General features: G+C 68.3%; 16 protein-coding genes and 1 pseudogene. 13 read left to right on the top strand and 4 right to left on the bottom strand.

The window, feature by feature from the left end; genetic code table 11:
- Positions 1–77 precede the first annotated feature (77 nt).
- Both AC3IPP_RS01800 and AC3IPP_RS01795 read right to left on the bottom strand, forming a co-directional pair.
- On the bottom strand, positions 78–1,292 hold the full coding sequence (locus AC3IPP_RS01800; protein ID WP_489150127.1) for an NAD(P)/FAD-dependent oxidoreductase: 1,215 nt from the start codon (positions 1,290–1,292) through the stop codon (positions 78–80).
- Between the two features lie 101 nt (positions 1,293–1,393).
- Positions 1,394–1,708, bottom strand: a pseudogene (locus tag AC3IPP_RS01795) (endonuclease domain-containing protein).
- Positions 1,709–1,843: 135 nt separating this feature from the next.
- On the opposite strand from AC3IPP_RS01795, the gene AC3IPP_RS01790 reads away from it, so the two are divergent.
- The 13 genes from AC3IPP_RS01790 (at position 1,844) to AC3IPP_RS01730 (ending at position 14,677) form a co-directional block, all read left to right on the top strand.
- A complete protein-coding gene (locus tag AC3IPP_RS01790; RefSeq protein ID WP_087140463.1) occupies positions 1,844–2,140 on the top strand; it encodes a YerC/YecD family TrpR-related protein in 297 nt (98 codons plus the stop codon).
- Positions 2,141–2,149: 9 nt separating this feature from the next.
- Positions 2,150–3,031, top strand: a complete 882-nt coding sequence (gene hisG / locus AC3IPP_RS01785; protein ID WP_489150126.1) for an ATP phosphoribosyltransferase — start codon at positions 2,150–2,152, stop codon at positions 3,029–3,031.
- Complete coding sequence (hisD, locus tag AC3IPP_RS01780) at positions 3,031–4,338, top strand: histidinol dehydrogenase (RefSeq protein ID WP_489150125.1); 1,308 nt, start codon at positions 3,031–3,033, stop codon at positions 4,336–4,338. The genes hisG and hisD overlap by 1 nt, the downstream gene beginning before the upstream one ends.
- Before the next feature lie 160 nt (positions 4,339–4,498).
- A complete protein-coding gene (hisB, locus tag AC3IPP_RS01775) occupies positions 4,499–5,932 on the top strand; it encodes an imidazoleglycerol-phosphate dehydratase HisB (protein ID WP_489150124.1) in 1,434 nt (477 codons plus the stop codon).
- Between the two features lie 166 nt (positions 5,933–6,098).
- The gene (gene hisH / locus AC3IPP_RS01770) at positions 6,099–6,716 is read left to right on the top strand and encodes an imidazole glycerol phosphate synthase subunit HisH (protein ID WP_489150123.1); all 618 of its coding nucleotides are present in this window, start codon (positions 6,099–6,101) and stop codon (positions 6,714–6,716) included.
- Positions 6,713–7,471 (top strand): 1-(5-phosphoribosyl)-5-[(5-phosphoribosylamino)methylideneamino]imidazole-4-carboxamide isomerase, encoded by a 759-nt coding sequence (gene hisA / locus AC3IPP_RS01765; RefSeq protein ID WP_489150122.1) that lies wholly within the window; start codon positions 6,713–6,715, stop codon positions 7,469–7,471. The genes hisH and hisA overlap by 4 nt, the downstream gene beginning before the upstream one ends.
- Positions 7,461–8,243, top strand: coding sequence for an imidazole glycerol phosphate synthase subunit HisF (hisF, locus tag AC3IPP_RS01760; RefSeq protein WP_489150121.1), 783 nt, complete (start codon positions 7,461–7,463; stop codon positions 8,241–8,243). The genes hisA and hisF overlap by 11 nt, the downstream gene beginning before the upstream one ends.
- A gap of 160 nt (positions 8,244–8,403) precedes the next feature.
- A complete protein-coding gene (gene hisIE, locus AC3IPP_RS01755; RefSeq protein ID WP_489150120.1) occupies positions 8,404–9,030 on the top strand; it encodes a bifunctional phosphoribosyl-AMP cyclohydrolase/phosphoribosyl-ATP diphosphatase HisIE in 627 nt (208 codons plus the stop codon).
- Between the two features lie 46 nt (positions 9,031–9,076).
- Entirely contained in the window at positions 9,077–10,531 is a 1,455-nt protein-coding gene (zwf, locus tag AC3IPP_RS01750; RefSeq protein WP_489150119.1) for a glucose-6-phosphate dehydrogenase, read from the top strand.
- 178 nt (positions 10,532–10,709) lie between these two features.
- Entirely contained in the window at positions 10,710–11,432 is a 723-nt protein-coding gene (gene pgl / locus AC3IPP_RS01745; protein WP_489150118.1) for a 6-phosphogluconolactonase, read from the top strand.
- A complete protein-coding gene (gene edd / locus AC3IPP_RS01740) occupies positions 11,432–13,321 on the top strand; it encodes a phosphogluconate dehydratase (protein WP_489150117.1) in 1,890 nt (629 codons plus the stop codon). Before pgl ends, edd begins: the two co-directional genes overlap by 1 nt.
- Before the next feature lie 11 nt (positions 13,322–13,332).
- Positions 13,333–14,301 carry a glucokinase gene (gene glk, locus AC3IPP_RS01735; protein ID WP_489150116.1) on the top strand — a complete coding sequence of 323 codons (969 nt, stop codon included), beginning with the start codon at positions 13,333–13,335 and terminating at the stop codon, positions 14,299–14,301.
- Positions 14,302–14,374: 73 nt separating this feature from the next.
- A complete protein-coding gene (locus tag AC3IPP_RS01730) occupies positions 14,375–14,677 on the top strand; it encodes a hypothetical protein (protein WP_489150115.1) in 303 nt (100 codons plus the stop codon).
- Between the two features lie 74 nt (positions 14,678–14,751).
- On the opposite strand, the gene hmgA is transcribed toward AC3IPP_RS01730, so the two are convergent.
- Together hmgA and AC3IPP_RS01720 are read right to left on the bottom strand one after the other, a co-directional pair.
- On the bottom strand, positions 14,752–16,044 hold the full coding sequence (gene hmgA / locus AC3IPP_RS01725; protein ID WP_489150114.1) for a homogentisate 1,2-dioxygenase: 1,293 nt from the start codon (positions 16,042–16,044) through the stop codon (positions 14,752–14,754).
- A 143-nt stretch (positions 16,045–16,187) separates the two neighbouring features.
- The gene (locus AC3IPP_RS01720; RefSeq protein WP_489150113.1) at positions 16,188–16,541 is read right to left on the bottom strand and encodes an endonuclease domain-containing protein; all 354 of its coding nucleotides are present in this window, start codon (positions 16,539–16,541) and stop codon (positions 16,188–16,190) included.
- Positions 16,542–16,628 lie beyond the last annotated feature (87 nt).

Genomic DNA, 16,628 nt, shown 5'->3' with positions numbered 1-16,628 from the left:
CATTAGCACCATTTCAGGGTGCGACAATCTGACTCCTGCGACTAAATCGCACTTGCGGATCAGGTGTCACACGCAGGTCACACCTGGGGCTTGGCGACCGCCTTGATCGACACCGTCGGGTCGGCCAGCAGGGCGTCGTCCACCGGCGTCTCCTTGCCGATCAGCATCCGCCCGCCCATGAAGTCGGCCGGGGCGTTGACCGCCTCGACCGATACGATCTGCTCGCCGCTGAGGTGGAAGACCGAGAAGGCGCCGCTGGCCGGATCGCCGCGCACCAGTTGGCGGTCGGCGTCGAAGGGCACGCCCGCGATCTGCAGCTTGACGTCATACTGGTCGGACCAGAACCACGGCACCTCCGGCGCCGGAGCCGCGCGGCCGACGATGGCCGAGGCCGCCTGCTTGGCCTGCTCCAGCGCGTTGGGCACGCTCTCCAGCCGGTGCATGACGCCGCCGTGCACCGGAATGGGCCGCCGCGTCACATCGCCGATGGCGTAGATGCTGGGGTCGCTGGTGCGGGCCGCCTCATCGACCACCACGCCGTTTTCACAAGCCAGTCCGGCCGTGCGCGCCAGAGCCTCGCAGGCGAAGGCGCCGACGCCGACCAGCACCGCATCCGCCGCGATCAATTCGCCGTCCGCCAGACGCACGCCCGCGTCCTCGAACCCCGCGACCTCGACGCCGGTCAGGATCTCGACGCCGTGTTTCTGATGCAGGTCGGTGAAGAAGGCCGACAGGGGCAGAGAGGCCACGCGGGCCAGCACCCGGTCCATGCGCTCGATCACCACCGCCTCGGCGCCCAGGGCGCGGGCCGAGGCCGCCGCCTCCAGCCCGACATAGCCGCCGCCGACCACCGCCAGCCGCTTGCCCGGCGCCAGAACCGCCTTCAGCCGTTCGGCGTCATCGAGGGTGCGCAGCTCCAGCAGGTCAGGCCGATCCGCACCGGGGATGGCCAGTTTGCGTGCCGTCGAGCCGGTGGCCAGGATCAGCACATCGTAAGCCTCGACCGTGCCGTCGGCGAAGGTGACGGTTTTCGCACCCGCGTCGATGGCGGTCGCCGTGACGCCGGTGCGCAGCGCGATATTCTGCTCGGCGTAGAAGCTTTCGGGGCGCAGCAGCAGGTCTTCCAAGCCCGCCTCCCCCTTCAGCCAGGCTTTCGACAGCGGCGGCCGCTGATAGGGCGGCGTGCTCTCCTGCCCCGCCAGGACGATCTCGCCCTCGAACCCATACTGCCTCAGCAGCGCCGCCGCCGAGCCCCCCGCGTGTCCCGCGCCGATGATCACTACCTTGCTCATGGCGGACAGATAGAGTGGCCAAGCGCGACTAGCGAGTGGCCGTCAGCATTTTCCTCCCCATGCCAATGGGGAGGGGGACCACGAAGTGGTGGAGGGGCTCTTTACCGCCCCGTCGCGTGAAGCAGGATCACGGCCAGAACTCCGTCGAGATGATCCCGAACATCCGTGGCCCGGATGCGCAGAACCTCAATCCCCTGCGTTTTCAACCATGCGGTTCGTCGCGAGTCGTGAGCGATTTGGTCCCGGTCGTCGTGCGTTGCGCCGTCGACCTCCACAGCGAGGCGCGCGGCAGGGCAGTAGAAGTCGAGGATGTAGGGGCCGACCGAATGCTAGCGGCGGAATTTCAGTCCTTCGAGGCCGCCGCCTTTGATCTGAGTCCATAGCCGCGCCTCGGGCGGCGTCAGGGCGCGACGCATCTTGGACGCGCGACGATAGATTTCGACGGTCGGCGGCATAGCCCCTCCACCACTACGTGGTCCCCCTCCCCACACGTGGGGAGGAAAAAGAGGTGACGTCAACTCACCTCTTGACCGTTCCATTGTTACAGCATAATGGAACGCGCCATGAGCACCGACGCCGCCAAGATCGCCCTGCTGGACGCCCTGCTCTCGCTGAAAACGCGGGAGGAGGCGGACGCCTTTCTGGCCGACCTATGCACCCCGGCCGAGCTGCGCGCCATGGCCGAGCGGTGGCAGGTCGCGCGGATGCTGGATGCCGGGGACAAGACCTATCGCGAGATCGCCGCCGAGGCCCCGGCCAGCCCGACCACCGTGGTGCGCGTCGCGCGCTCCCTGAAGGACATGCCGCACCAGGGCTATCGACTGGTGCTGGACAGACTGAAAGCCTGAGTTGACATCATGAGTACGGTTCAGGGGCGGCTGCGTATCGCCGTCCAGAAATCCGGCCGCCTGGCCGAACGCAGCCTCGATCTGGTCCGCGATGCGGGCCTGCGCGTGGTCAAGGGAAACAACGACCTGCTGTATCGGATCGAGAACTATCCGATCGACCTGCTGCGGGTGCGCGACGACGACATTCCGACCTTCGTGGCGGACGGGGTCTGCGATCTGGGCATCGTCGGCGAGAATGTGCTGGAGGAAGTGAAGAACGGCGGGCCGAACGCCGAGGTGGTCATGCCGCTGGGCTTCGGTCGCTGCACGCTGAAGATCGCGACGCCGCCGGCGCTGGACTACGCCGGGCCTTCGTCGTTGCAGGGCCTGCGGATCGCCACTTCCTATCCCAAGGTTCTGCGCCGCTTTCTGGATGAGGCGGGCGTGGATGCGGACATCGTCACCATGCGCGGCGCGGTCGAAGTGGCCCCTCGGCTGAAGCTGGCCACCGCCATCTGCGATCTGGTCTCTACGGGCGCGACGCTGGAAGCCAACGGTCTGAGCGCGCGCGACACCGTGCTGGACAGCCAGGCCGTGCTGATCAAGTCGCCGACCCCGCCCGAGGCCGGGCTTCAGCACCTGCTGGACTCCATCGTCGAGCGGATGGCGGGCGTGGTGTCCTCGCAAGGGGCCAAATACGTGATGCTGAACGCGCCCCGCACGGCGCTGGACCGGATCACCGCCCTGCTGCCCGGCGCCGGATCGCCGACCGTCATGCCCCTGTCGGGCCGTGACGACGCCGTGGCCGTCCACGCCGTCTGCCAGGAGGCGGTCTTCTGGGAGACGCTGGAGAAACTCAAGGCTGAAGGGGCGTCGGCCATACTGGTCCTGCCCATCGAGAAGATGATGTGATGAAGCGTATCGACTGGAACCAACTGGACGCCGAGGGCCGCAAAGCCGCCCTGGCCCGCCCGCAACGCCGCACCGAAGGCTTCGTCTCCAGCGTAGTGCGCGAGATCTTCGACGACGTACGGGCGCGCGGCGGCGAGGCCGTAACCGACTGGGCGACCCGGCTGGACGGCGCCCCGCCGCGCCGCATCGCCATCACCGAGGCCGCCGCGACCAAGGCCCGCCGCGACCTGCCGCCCGCCGCCGCACGCGCCCTGCGCGTCGCCGCCGACAATGTGCGCGTCTTCCATCAGGCCACGAGGCCCGAGGACACCGCCTTCATCGAGACCACGCCGGGCGTGAAGTCCAAACTGGTCTGGCGGCCGATCCGCTCGGCCGGGCTCTATGTTCCAGGCGGGACGGCGCCCTTGTTCTCGTCGCTGCTGATGCTGGCCATACCGGCGAGCGTGGCCGGGGTGGGGCGGCGCGTCGCCGTGACGCCGCCGTCGAAGGACGGCTCGGTCCACCCGGCCATGATCGCCGCCGCCGCCGAGGCGAGGCTGGACGAGCTGTGGCTGCTGGGCGGGGCGCAGGCCGTCGCCGCCCTGACCTTCGGCGCGAAGCTAGAAGACGGCGTCATCGCGCCCGTCGACAAGCTGTTCGGCCCCGGCAACGCCTATGTGGCCGAGGCCAAGCGATACGCCTCCTCCTTGCCCGGCGGCCCGGCCTGCGACCTGCCTGCGGGTCCGTCGGAGCTGCTGGTCATCGCCGACCGCGACGCCGATTTCGAGATCGTCGCAGCCGACCTGTTGAGCCAGGCCGAGCATGACGCGGACGCGCAGGTCATCCTTGTCTCCGACAGCGGCACGGCCCTGAGCGAGATCATCGCCGAGGTCGAGCGTCAGGTGGAGCGCCTGCCGCGCGCCGCCATCGCCCGCGCGTCGCTGACCGAGGCCCGCGCCATCCGCGTGCGCGACATGACCGAGGCGTGCGAGGTCGCCAACCTCTATGGCCCCGAACACCTGTCGATCCAGACGGAAGAAGCCGAGAAACTGGTCGAGCGGATCAGCGCGGCGGGCGCGGTCTTCGTCGGGCGCTGGGCGGCCGAAACGCTGGGCGACTACGCCGCCGGGCCGAGCCACGTCCTGCCCACCGACGGCGCGGCGCGGACGCTGGGCGGCGTGACCACCGCCAGCTTCATGACCACCATGTCGGTCCAGACCGTCAGCGAACAGGGCGCCGCCGCCCTGGCCCCCGTCGCCGCCGCCCTGGCCCGGTTGGAGGGGCTGGAGGCCCACGCCAGAGCCGCCGACCTGAGGACCGCGGGATGATGAACGATCGCTTCCTTCTCCCCTTGAGGGAGAAGGTGGGCGCCAGAGGCGCTCGGATGAGGGGTGTGCTGGCTTCGCCCTCCTCCGTCGCGTGTGTGGACACTGCCCCCTCATCCGTCTCGCTGCGCGAGCCACCTTCTCCCCCGAGGGGAGAAGGGTCATGACGCTGCCCACGCCCTATCCGCCGCTCGTCTCCGGCGGCGACGGGCTGGATCGCTATCCGGTCGAGCCTGCCGCGCTGGCGGCCCGCATGGCCGCCCTTTACGGCGTCGGCGCCGATCAGGTGCTGCCGACGCGCGGGCTGACGCACGGGCTGGAGCTGGTCTGGCGCATGGCCGCACGCGACGGGCTGAAAGTGCAGGCGCCGGACGCCGAGCCTTATCAGGGGCTGGCCGCCCTTTACGCCCGCCCGCCCGCCGCAGCCGACACCGCAGCCGTGGTCATCCGCGCCCTCGGCTCGCCCGTGGCCGTGGCCGAGATGGCCGAGCGCGTCGCTCCCGCCCTGCTGGTCGTGGACGAAGGACTGGTCGAGTTCGCCGAGGCGCCGTCCGCCGCCGCCGTGGTGAAGGACCACGCCAATCTGATCGTCCTGCGCAGCCTGTCGCTGGCCTATGGGCTGGCCGGAGCGCGGGTCGGGGCCGCGGTCGCGCAGGCGCAGACGCTGGCGCGGCTGGCGGATGTGCTGGAGCCCTACGCCCTGCCCGAGGTCTCGGTGCGGCTGGCCATGCAGGCGCTGGACCCGTCGCGGATGATCGAAACGGCGTCGCGCATCGACGCCGTGCGCCGCGAACGCGTCCGTGTCGCCGAGGCCCTGTCGCGCATCATGGCGCTGGAGGCCGGGGTCGGGCCGGTGATCATCGCCAAACCCTCCGATCCGGCGGGCGTGGTCGAAGCCCTGCGCCGCTATGGTCTGGTCGCCGATCTGGCGGGCGAACGCGTGCGCCTGCCTGTCTCGCTGAAGCCCGAGGTCAACGACCGGCTGCTGGCCGCGCTGGGCGCCGCCAGCCCGGCCGCGCGGCGCAACCGCACGGGTCAAGCCATTCGCGACACTAAGGAGACGCGCATCGTCTGCGCCGTGGATCTGGACAGCGCCGGGCCGGTGAAAATCGAAACCGGCGTCGGCTTCTTCGATCACATGCTCGAACAGGTGGCGGCGCACGGGGGATTCTCCATCCGCCTGTCGTGCGAGGGCGACCTGCACATCGACCCGCACCACACGATCGAGGACTGCGCCATCGCCCTGGGGCAGGCGCTGAAACAGGCGCTAGGCGAGCGGCGCGGCATCGGCCGCTACGGCTTCGTCCTACCGATGGACGAGGCTGAGGCCAGCGTCTCCATCGACCTGTCGGGGCGACCCTATCCGGTGTTCGAGGGGACGTTCGCCACGCCGATGCTGGGCGATTACCGCACAGATCTGACGGCGCACGTCGTGCGATCGCTGGCTGAGAATCTGGGCGCGGCGATCCACGTCCGCGTCACCGGCGACGACGACCACCACAAGACCGAGGCCGTGTTCAAGGCGCTGGGCCGCGCCCTGCGTCAGGCGATCCGGGTCGAGGGCGATGTGGTCCCAAGCACCAAGGGCCTGCTGTGATGGCCGCGTCCGCCTTCCTTCTCCCCTCGGGGGAGAAGGTGGCCTGCGGAGCAGGTCGGATGAGGGGGCTGCCCGCCTCATCCTCAACGTCAGCCATCCTGCCTGCGGACACAGCCCCCTCATCCGAGCGCCTTCGGCGCCCACCTTCTCCCCCGAGGGGAGAAGGATGAGCGAGATCACCCTGATCGGTTACGGCTCGGGCAATGTGGCTTCGGTGCGGTTCGCGCTGGAGCGGCTGGGCGCGCGGGTGCGGATCACCGACGACCCTGCCGATGTGGCAGAGGCCGAGCGGATCATCCTGCCCGGCGTCGGTGCGGCTGGCTACGCCATGCAGCGGCTGAAAACGCTGGGCCTGATCGAGCCGCTGCGGCGCTTCCCGCGTCCCTTGCTGGGCGTCTGCCTGGGCCAGCAGTTGCTGTTCGACGCCAGCGCAGAGGACGAGGATGCCGAAAATGGGGGCGCCGACCTGCTGGGTCTGATCCCCGGCCGGGTCGAGGCCATCCTTCCCGCGCCGTCGCGCCCTTCGCCGCACATGGGGTGGAGTCGCCTGACGATCTGTCGCGACGACCCGCTGTTGGACAGTGTGAAAGACGGCGACTGGGCCTACTTCGTCCATGGCTTCGTCTGCCCCGACGGCCCGGCGACCCTCGCCGCCGCCAACTACGGCATCGCTGTCCCCGCCGTGGTCAACATCGGCAACCGCTGGGGCTGCCAGTTTCACCCGGAACGGTCCGCCGCCGCCGGCGCGCGTATCTTGAAGAATTTTCTGGAGTTGCCCGCGTGATCATCTATCCCGCCATTGACCTGATCGACGGCCATGCGGTTCGCCTTCTGCACGGCGATTTCAGTCACGTGACCCGTTATGACGCCCATCCCGCCAACCGGCTGGCGGCCTTTGCCGCCGAGGGCGCCGAGTGGATCCACGTCATCGACCTGGACGGCGCCAAAGCGGGCGAGGCGCGTCAGTATGAACTGATCGGCGACATGGCCCGGGCCGTGCACATCAAGGTCCAATCCGGCGGCGGCGTCCGCTCGGCAAAGGATATCGAGCACCTGTTGGGCGCCGGCATCAGCCGTGTCGTCATCGGATCTCTGGCCGTCACCGATACGGATCAGGTGCTGAAATGGCTGGAACAGTTCGGCCCCGAGGCCATCACCCTGGCCCTCGACGTCAAGTATGAGGACGGTCAGCCCGTGCCCGCCCTGAAGGGCTGGACCCAGTCATCGGGTGTGGATCTGTGGAGCGTGTTGGATCGCTACCCAGTCGGAATGCTGCGCCATATCCTGATCACGGACGTCGGTCGTGACGGCGCCATGACCGGCCTGAATCAAGGACTGCTTTCCGAGGCTATCAACCGTCGGCCTGAGCTGGAGATTCAAGCTTCAGGCGGGGCAGCCGACCTCGACGACCTGATCGCAGCCAAGGCGATCGGCTGCGCCGGAGCCATTATCGGCCGCGCCCTCTATGCCGGCCGCTTTACCGTGGCCGAGGCCATCAAGGCCGTGAACAGGGTCCCGGTTTCGGCCAATGACCGCTAGGCGCATCATCCCCTGCCTCGACGTGAAGGACGGCCGCGTGGTCAAGGGCGTGCGGTTCGAGGGGCACGTCGACATGGGCGACGCAGCCGAACTGGCCGCGCGCTATCGCGATCAGGGCGCCGACGAACTGGTCTTCTACGACATCACCGCCAGCCCGGAAGGGCGAACGCTGGACTATGGCTGGGTGCAGGATATCGCCCGGCTGCTGGACATCCCCTTCTGCGTGGCGGGCGGCGTCCGCACGGTGGAGCAGGCGGCGCGCTGTCTCGACCACGGGGCGGACAAGGTGTCGATCAACTCGCCCGCGCTGGAGCGGCCCGAACTGATCGGCGAGATGGCCGCGCGGCTGGGGCGTCAGTGCGTCGTCGTCGGCGTCGACAGCGCCTTTCAGGACGGCGAATGGCGGGTGCATCAATACACCGGCGATCCGAACGCGCGGCGCGGCGCCGGACGGCTGACGATGGACTGGATCGTCGAGGCGCAGAGGCTGGGCGCGGGCGAGATCGTGCTGAACTGCATCGAGCAGGACGGGGTGCGGCGCGGCTATGACGTGGCTCAGTTGGCCGAGGCGCGGCGGCGGCTGACCATTCCGCTGGTGGCGTCCGGCGGGGCGGGAGCGGTCGAGCATTTCCGCGATGTTTTCGGCTCTCTGGAGCAAGGCGGGGCCGACGTATCGGGCGCGCTGGCGGCCAGCGTGTTCCACTCGGGCGCGATCTCCGTGCCTGACTTGAAGCGATATCTGGATCAGCAGGGCGTGGAGGTAAGGATATGACGGCCATTGGTTCCCTTCTCCTCTCGTGGGAGAAGGTGGGCGCCGGAGGCGCTCGGATGAGGGGGTTGTGTCAGCACGCGCGACGGCGGGAGATGAGGCAGGCAGCCCCCTCATCCGTCTCGCTCCGCGAGCCACCTTCTCCCACGAGGGGAGAAGGAAGATGACATTCGACATTTCCTCCATCGACTTCGCCAAAGGGAACGGCCTGATCCCCGCCGTGGTTCAGGACGCCGACACCCTTCAAGTGCTGACGCTGGCCTATATGGACGAGGCGGCGCTGCGCGAAACGCTGGACAGCGGACAGGCGACCTTCTTCTCACGCTCGCGCGGGGGACGGTGGCGCAAGGGCGAGACGTCGGGCGATTTCCTCAACGTCGTCTCGGTGACGCCCGATTGCGACGGCGACGCCGTGGTGGTGAAGGTGCGCCCGGTCGGCAACGCCTGCCATCTGAACCGCATCAGTTGCTTCGGCGACGAGGACGCGCCGGGGCTGGGCCGCATCGGGCGGCTGGAGCGCACCATCCATGTCCGGGCCCAGGCCGATCCCGACGACAGCTGGACCGCGCGCCTGATCGCCGAGGGGCCGAAACGCGCTGCGCAAAAGGTGGGCGAAGAGGGCGTCGAGACGGCTCTGGCCGGGGCGGCGGGAGATAATGCGGAACTCGCCAGCGAGGCGGCGGATTTGATCTATCACCTGCTGGTGCTCCTGCACGCGCGTCACATGGTGTTTCAGGACGTGCTGGACGTCTTGGCCCAGCGGGCGGAACCGGCCAATCACTCTGGCTGACTACGGTCTCGCTTGTCGGGCCGATCTTCTGCGAGGGAGGCCCTAAATGGCGGCTTTGATCCTGTTCGGCGGCGGCGGCGACCTGGCCATGCGGATGCTGTTGCCGTCGCTCTACTTTCTGGATCACGATGGGCTCCTGCCGTCGGAGCTGAAGATCATCGGCGCCGCCCGGTCGCAAGAAACGGCCGAAGAGTACATCGCCAAGGTGCGTCAGGCGGTGCAGCCCCGCGCCGAGGCCGACGGCGCCTGGGACGAGTCCAGTTGGGCGCGCCTGGCCTCCCGGCTCGACTATCTGGCGGTGGACGCCACCGACGCCGAGAGCCTGCGCGCGTTGAAAGCGCGGTCTGGCGAGGGGGAGACGACCTCCTTCCTGGCGGTGTCGCCTTCACTCTACGGCCGTATCGTCACGGCCATGAAGGCGGCCGGCCTGGCCGAGAAAAACGACCGCATCGTGCTGGAGAAGCCGGTGGGCCGCGACCTGGAGAGCTTCCGCCAAATCGACGACGCCGTGGCCGACGCCTTTGACGAGCGGCAGGTGTTCCGCATCGACCACTACCTCGGCAAGGAGACGGTGCAGAACCTGATCGCCCTGCGCTTCGGCAACGCCATCTTCGAACCGTTGTGGAACAATCTGACCGTCGACCATGTGCAGATCACGATCGGAGAGACGGTCGGCGTCGGCGATCGCTGGCCCTATTACGACGAATACGGCGCCCTGCGGGACATGGTGCAGAACCATATGCTGCAGCTGCTGTGCCTGGTGGCGATGGAACCGCCCAGCGATCTGGACCCGGACTCAGTGCGCAATGAAAAGGTGAAGGTGCTGCGCTCGCTTCGCCCCGTCATGGCCGAGGACGCCGAACGCGTCACCGTGCGCGGCCAGTATACGGCGGGAATGGTCGAAGGGCGCCCGGTCGAGAGCTACCGGACCGAGCGCGGCCAACCGTCGGACACCGAAACCTTCGTGGCCATCCGCGCCGATATCGACAACTGGCGCTGGGCGGGGGTGCCCTTCTTCATGCGGACCGGCAAGCGGCTGGCCGAAAAGCGCACCGAGATCGTCATCCAGTTCAAGCCGGTGCCCCACTCCATCTTCGGCCACGGAGAGCGCGGAGACATCTATGACAACCGGCTGGTGATCGAGCTGCAGCCGGACGAGGATATCGCCCTGTCGGTGATGACCAAGAAGCCGGGGCTGGAGCAGCGGATGCAGCTTCAGCCGATCCGGATGAGCCTGTCGTGGGGGCAGGACGGCAAGGATGGCGCGCCGCCGCGTCGCCGCGTGGCCTATGAACGGCTGCTGCTGGACGCCCTGCACGGCGACTCCACCCTGTTCGTGCGCCGCGATGAGGCGGAGCAGGCGTGGAAATGGGTCGATGAGGTGGCGGACGCATGGGCTTGCCGCGAGTGTCGGCCGCTGGACTATGCGGCGGGCAGTTGGGGGCCCGAGGCGGCCGACGTGCTGCTGTCGCGCACGGGGCGGAAGTGGAACGTGAGATGAAAAAGCTCAACTTCTTTCCTTCTCCCCTCGAGGGAGAAGGTGGCCTGCGGAGCAGGACGGATGAGGGGGCTGTGTCCGCCCGCTCGCCCTTTGACGTCGCGTCCATATCCGGCCGCCCCCTCATCCGAGCCGCGCTGCGGCCCACCTTCTCCCCCGAGGGGAGAAGGAAGGTGGCAGTATGATCCAGAGCTTTCACACCCTCGACGTATGGGCCGATGCCGCCGCGCACCGACTAGCGGCAGCGCTTGAAGAAGGCTTGCGCGACCCGGCGCAAAACGGCTGGGCGGTATTCGCCGGCGCCGGAGGCTCTACACCGGAGCCGATCTATCAGCGCCTGTCCAACCTGCGCTCCTATCCCGCCTGGCAACACACCTTCATCACCCTGGTGGACGAGCGCTTCGTGCCGGAAACCTCTCCGGACTCGAACGCCGCGCTACTCAAGCGCTCCCTGCTGAAAAAACAGGCCAAGGGCGCGGAGTTCCTGCCGTTGTACCACCCTGCCGTGACGGTGGATCGCGCTGCCGCACTCGCGACCCACGACCTGAATATTGAACTGGAAAACAGTCGTCTGGACGCCGTCCTGCTGGGCATGGGCGAGGATGGGCATATCTGTTCGATGTTCCCCAGCAGTCCGACACTGACCACCCTGCTGACGCCGAGCCTGAAGCCCGCCGTCTATGGCGTGCCCGCCGGGCGCGACGGCGCGGCGCCGCCGCAGGAGCGGCTGTCGCTCAACCTGCCGTGGCTGGCTGGGGCTCGATGTGTGGTGCTGGCCCTGACCGGGGCGAAGAAGCGCGCCGTGTTCGAGCGCGAGACGGCGGGCGATCCCGCCGTCAGCCCTGTCGCCGCCCTGATCGCGGCGAAAGCCCCCCTTGAAGTGTTGTGGACGGAGGCCGGATGATGGCGCTCAATCCTGTGGTGGCGGAAGTCACCGCCCGCATCGTCGAACGCAGCCGCAAGACCCGCGCCGACTATCTGCGCCGCATGGACGCGGCGACGGGGTCGGGGTCCGGGCGGGCCAAACTGTCCTGCGCCAACTGGGCCCACGCCTTCGCCGGTCAAACCGTGGCCGACAAGCTGACGGCCATGACCGGCGCCCAGCCCAATCTCGGCGTCGTCACCGCCTATAACGACATGCTATCGGCGCATCAGCCGTTCGAGCGCTTTCCCGATATCATCAGACACGCCGCACGCGAGGTCGACGCCACGGCGCAGGTGGCGGGCGGAACCCCGGCCATGTGCGACGGCGTCACCCAAGGGCGCCCCGGCATGGAGCTGAGCCTGTTCAGCCGCGACGTCATCGCCATGTCGACGGGAGTGGCCCTGACCCACGACGCCTTCGACGCCGCCCTGATGCTGGGGGTGTGCGACAAGATCGTGCCGGGCCTGTTCATGGGGGCGCTGGCGTTCGGCCATCTGCCCGTCGTCTTCGCCCCAGCCGGCCCCATGTCCAGCGGCCTTCCCAACGCCGAGAAGGCCCGCGTCCGCGCCGAATACGCCCAAGGTCTGATCGGCCGCGCCGAACTGCTGAAAAGCGAAATCGCCTCCTATCATTCGCCCGGCACCTGCACCTTCTACGGCACGGCCAACTCCAACCAGATGATGATGGAGATCGCCGGGCTGCATATGCCCTCGACCGCTTTCGTTCACCCAGATACAGGGCTGCGCGACGCCCTGACGGCGGCGGCGGCCAAGCGCGCGATCGAACTGGCGCGCGAAGGCAAAGGTCGCATGGCCGACGTCGTGTCGGAAAAGACCATCGTCAACATGATCGTCGCCCTGCTGGCCACGGGCGGCTCGACCAACCACGCCATCCATCTGGTCGCCATGGCGCGGGCGGCTGGGGTGCTGATCGACTGGACCGACATGGACCAGCTGTCCTCGGTCACGCCGCTGCTGGCGCGGGTCTATCCGAACGGTTCAGCCGATGTGAACGCCTTCCAGGCGGCGGGCGGGGTCGCCTTCGTCACCCGAGAACTGATCGAGGCGGGCAACCTGCACCCCGATGTGACGACCATCATGGGCCGAGGACTGGAGGCTTATTTCAAGGAGCCGCGGCTGGAGGACGGCGAACTGGTCTGGCGCGACACGGTGAAGCAGAGTCTGGACCTGTCCATCCTGCGCCCCGCCTCCGATCCGTTCGACCGCGAGGGCGGCCTGCGGCTGGTGCAGGGCGATCTGGGGCGGGCGGTCATCAAGATCTCGGCAGTGAAGCCTGAGAACCGCATCGTCGAAGCTCCCGCCGCCGTGTTCGAGATGCAGGAAGACGCGCTTCAGGCCTTCAAGGACGGCAAGCTGAATCGCGACGTGGTGGTGGTGCTGCGCTTTCAGGGACCGCGCGCCAATGGAATGCCGGAACTGCACAGCCTGTCGCCCGCGCTGGGCGTGCTGCAGGACAAGGGCTTCAAGGTCGCCTTCGTCACCGATGGCCGGATGTCGGGCGCCAGCGGCAAGACGCCCGCCGCCATCCACGTCAGCCCCGAGGCGCTGGCGGGCGGGCCGCTGGCCCATGTCCGCGACGGCGACGTCATTCGTCTGGACCCCGAGGCCGGGGTGCTGACCACCGTCGGCGTCGGCGACCTGTCCGCCCGTCCGGCGGCGACACGCTCGCGCGCCCATGCCGAGGGCTCGTCCTGGGGCTATGGCCGCGAGCTGTTCGGCGCCTTCCGCCAGGCGGTGTCGGCGGCGGAAGCAGGGGCCAGCGTCTGCTTCGCCTCCACCATCGGCGCCGATGGCCATGACGACGGCCCGCCCGACCCCAATCTCGTCGACCGGACGGTCGACGCCTGAAGGAGAGCCGCATGACCGATCCCCTGCTTCTGGTCGGCGACGTCGGCGGCACCAACGCCCGCTTCGCCCTGGCCCGCATGGTCGACGGTCGCCCTCGACTGGAGCATTTCGAGAGCTTTCCCGCCGAGACCCACCCGACCTTTCTGGAGGGAGTGAAGGCCTATCTCGACGGCTGCCCCGTCAAGCCGACGGGCGGCGTCATCGCCGTGGCGGGGCCGGTCACGGGCGGCGCCATCGACTTGACCAACTCGCCTTGGCGCGTATCGGAGGGCGAGCTTCAGACGCTGGGGCTGAACCCGATCCGGCTGATCAACGACTTCGAGGCCCTGGCCTGGGGCGCGCCGGTCGTGCCCGAAGACGAACTGGCGTCCCTGGGCGGCCCGGCCCAGGGCGACCCGCACGCCGCCATCGCCCTGGTCGGACCGGGAACGGGCTTCGGCGTCTCCGCCCTAGCGCGTGATGCTCACGGCCGCGAGATGGCCCTGCCCAGCGAGGGCGGCCACGCCTGTTTCGCGCCCGGCGATCCTGTCGAGGACGAAGTGCTGCGCATCCTGCGCCGCCGGTATGACCGCGTCTCGATCGAACGGCTGATCTGCGGGCCGGGCCTGCTGAACCTGCACCGCGCACTGGCCGAAATCGACGGCCGCGAGACCCATATCGACGCCCCCGCCCAGATCACGGCCCAGGCGCTGGACGATCCGAACAGCCCCTGCGGCGCCACCCTGGCCCGTTTCTGCGCCATGCTGGGCGCGGCGGCTGGGGACATCGCCCTGACCACCGGGGCGCGCGGCGGGGTCTATATCGCCGGCGGGATCGTGCCGCGCATCCTGCCCTTCATCCAGGCCAGCCCCTTCCGTCGACGGTTCGAGCGCAAGGGTCGGTTCCAGGACTATATGGCCGCCATACCGACCAAGGTGATCCTGCATAAACACGCCGCCCTTCTGGGCGCCGCGCGCGTGGCCTTCGCCGAGGCGGGCTGAAAATGTGATCACGGGCGCGTGAACCGAATGTGATCCAGCGAGTTTCCAAGGTTCAACCATCTGGAGCATCACCATGCGCAAACTTGTTCTCGCCGCCGTCTCCATCGCCGCCCTGACCGGCCTGGCCGCCTGCCAGAACCCGGCCGAAAAGGAAGCGGACGCCCGCGCCGACGCCGTCGAGGCTCAGGCCGATGTGACGGCGACCCAGCTTGAGAACCAGGCCGACGCCGCCCCGACCGCAGCCCAGGCCGACGCCCTGAACGCCCAGGCAGACGCCGTGGAGAAAAAGGCCGATGAGAAGGCCGACGCCATCAAGGCCGAGGCCGGCAACGTCGACGGCGGCATGACCACCTCGAACACGCCGCCGAAGTCCTAAGCGGACCTCACACAGAAGAAGGGCCCCGTCGCGATCGCGGCGGGGCCCTTTTCATATCGGATCAGGGAAAGGCTTCAGACCTTGCCCTTTTCAAAGCCGGTCCAGCAGTCGTCGTAGTCGAGCTGCATCAACGGCGTCTGTTCGGCCCAGGCCGTGGTGCGGATCGGCATCCGCGTCTCGAACATGAAGGCCAGGGTGTTCTCGATCTTGTGCGGCTTGAGATCCGCCTTCGTCGCGCCGTCCCAGCTGGCCTGGTCCGGGCCATGGCCGCTCATGCGGTTGTGCAGCGAGGCGCCGCCCGGAGCGAAGCCGCCCGCCTTGGCGTCGTATTCGCCGAAGATCAGCCCCATGAACTCGCTCATGACGTTGCGGTGGAACCACGGCGGGCGGAAGGTGTCCTCGGCCACCATCCAGCGCGGCGGGAAGATGACGAAGTCGCAATTGGCCGTGCCGGGCGTGTCGCTGGGCGAGGTCAGGACGGTGAAGATCGACGGGTCCGGGTGGTCGAAGCTGACCGTGCCGATAGTGTTGAACCGCGCCGTGTCATAGCGATAGGGGGCGTAGTTGCCATGCCACGCCGCCACGTCCAGCGGGCTGTGATCGAAGGTCGTGGCCCACAGCTTGCCGCCGTATTTCTGAACGCACTGCGTCGGGCGGTCCACGTCCTCAAAGGCGGCGACCGGCGTCTCGAAATCGCGCGGATTGGCCAGGCCGTTGGAGCCGATGGGGCCGAGATCCGGCAGGCGGAAGGGCGCGCCGTAGTTCTCGCAGACATAGCCGCGAACTTCGCCATCCAGCTCGACGCGGAAGCGGACGCCGCGCGGGATGACGACGATATGGCCCGGCGCAGCCTCGATCACGCCCATCTCGGTGACGAAGCGCAACGCCCCCTGTTGCGGCACGATCAGCAGTTCGCCGTCGGCCGAATAGAAGACGCGGTCGATCATCGAACGGTTGGCGACATAGAGGTGGACGCCCACGCCCGTCCCGGAATCAGCGTCGCCGTTGCCGCCATAGGTGGTCAGCCCCTCGACCCAGTCGGTCGGCTGGTCCGGCATGGTCAGCGGATCCCAGCGCATCCGGTTGGGATTGGGCGGCGTCTCGGTGAAGGGGCCGGAGCGCACGCGGCCCTGCGCGAACGGCTGATACGGCCCGTGCTGGGCCGAGGGCCGCAGGCGATACAGCCAGCTGCGCAGGTTGTGGTCGCGCGGGGCGGTGAAGGCCGCGCCCGACAGCTGTTCGGCATAGAGGCCCAGCGCCGGGCGCTGCGGCGAGTTGCGGCCGACCGGCAGGGCGCCGTCCACCGCCTCGGTGGCGAAGTGGTTGGCGAAGCCTGTCTGATAGGCGGGCGCGTTGGATCGCGTCATGTCGTTTCTCCCTTACCGGGAGGTTTAGCCGGGCGAGACCGATGCGTCACCCCGGCACGGTCCAGCTTTGCCCTGGATCAAACGCATCATCCTTCTCCCCTTGAGGGAGAAGGTGGCTTGCGGAGCAAGACGGATGAGGGGTGTTAGCGCCGCCCTTCAACGTGTCGGCGCTCTGCGTCGAACACCAAGTTCGGGTTGTGCAGTATCGCGGAGTTGTTGAAGCGCAGTACCGTATAGCCAGCCTCAGCCAGCCAGGCGTCCCGGTCGGCGTCGCGCGCTTCGGTCAGGCGATGGATCCCGCCGTCAGCCTCAATGACCAGCTTGAGGGCATGGCAGGCGAAGTCTGCGACATAGGAACCGATTGGAACCTGCCTGCGGAATTTGAATCCATGCAGCCGCCGATCTTTCAGGAGCAGCCAGAGCGCGGTTTCGGCGTCAGTCGGCGCGCTGCGCGACCGGCGAGCGAATGTGCGGCTTCTGTCGGAGGACTTCTCCATAGCGCAAAGCTTAACCAGATCAGGACGCGCTGACACCCCTCATCCGACCTGCTCCGCAGGCCACCTTCTCCCTCAAGGGGAGAAGGG

The sequence above is a fragment of the Brevundimonas sp. KH_060 genome, from assembly GCF_057838275.1.
The sequence above is the reverse complement of the archived record's forward strand: the minus strand, read 5'-3'. Positions and strand labels throughout refer to the sequence as shown.

Excerpts from the sequence above, each read along its gene's own strand:
- AC3IPP_RS01800 (WP_489150127.1), bottom strand. The coding sequence starts at position 1,292 with ATGAGCAAGGTAGTGATCATCGGCGCGGGACACGCGGGGGGCTCGGCG.
- AC3IPP_RS01790 (WP_087140463.1), top strand. The coding sequence starts at position 1,844 with ATGGAACGCGCCATGAGCACCGACGCCGCCAAGATCGCCCTGCTGGAC.
- hisG (WP_489150126.1), top strand. The coding sequence starts at position 2,150 with ATGAGTACGGTTCAGGGGCGGCTGCGTATCGCCGTCCAGAAATCCGGC.
- hisD (WP_489150125.1), top strand. The coding sequence starts at position 3,031 with ATGAAGCGTATCGACTGGAACCAACTGGACGCCGAGGGCCGCAAAGCC.
- hisB (WP_489150124.1), top strand. The coding sequence starts at position 4,499 with ATGACGCTGCCCACGCCCTATCCGCCGCTCGTCTCCGGCGGCGACGGG.
- hisH (WP_489150123.1), top strand. The coding sequence starts at position 6,099 with ATGAGCGAGATCACCCTGATCGGTTACGGCTCGGGCAATGTGGCTTCG.
- hisF (WP_489150121.1), top strand. The coding sequence starts at position 7,461 with ATGACCGCTAGGCGCATCATCCCCTGCCTCGACGTGAAGGACGGCCGC.
- hisIE (WP_489150120.1), top strand. The coding sequence starts at position 8,404 with ATGACATTCGACATTTCCTCCATCGACTTCGCCAAAGGGAACGGCCTG.
- zwf (WP_489150119.1), top strand. The coding sequence starts at position 9,077 with ATGGCGGCTTTGATCCTGTTCGGCGGCGGCGGCGACCTGGCCATGCGG.
- pgl (WP_489150118.1), top strand. The coding sequence starts at position 10,710 with ATGATCCAGAGCTTTCACACCCTCGACGTATGGGCCGATGCCGCCGCG.
- edd (WP_489150117.1), top strand. The coding sequence starts at position 11,432 with ATGGCGCTCAATCCTGTGGTGGCGGAAGTCACCGCCCGCATCGTCGAA.
- glk (WP_489150116.1), top strand. The coding sequence starts at position 13,333 with ATGACCGATCCCCTGCTTCTGGTCGGCGACGTCGGCGGCACCAACGCC.
- AC3IPP_RS01730 (WP_489150115.1), top strand. The coding sequence starts at position 14,375 with ATGCGCAAACTTGTTCTCGCCGCCGTCTCCATCGCCGCCCTGACCGGC.
- hmgA (WP_489150114.1), bottom strand. The coding sequence starts at position 16,044 with ATGACGCGATCCAACGCGCCCGCCTATCAGACAGGCTTCGCCAACCAC.
- AC3IPP_RS01720 (WP_489150113.1), bottom strand. The coding sequence starts at position 16,541 with ATGGAGAAGTCCTCCGACAGAAGCCGCACATTCGCTCGCCGGTCGCGC.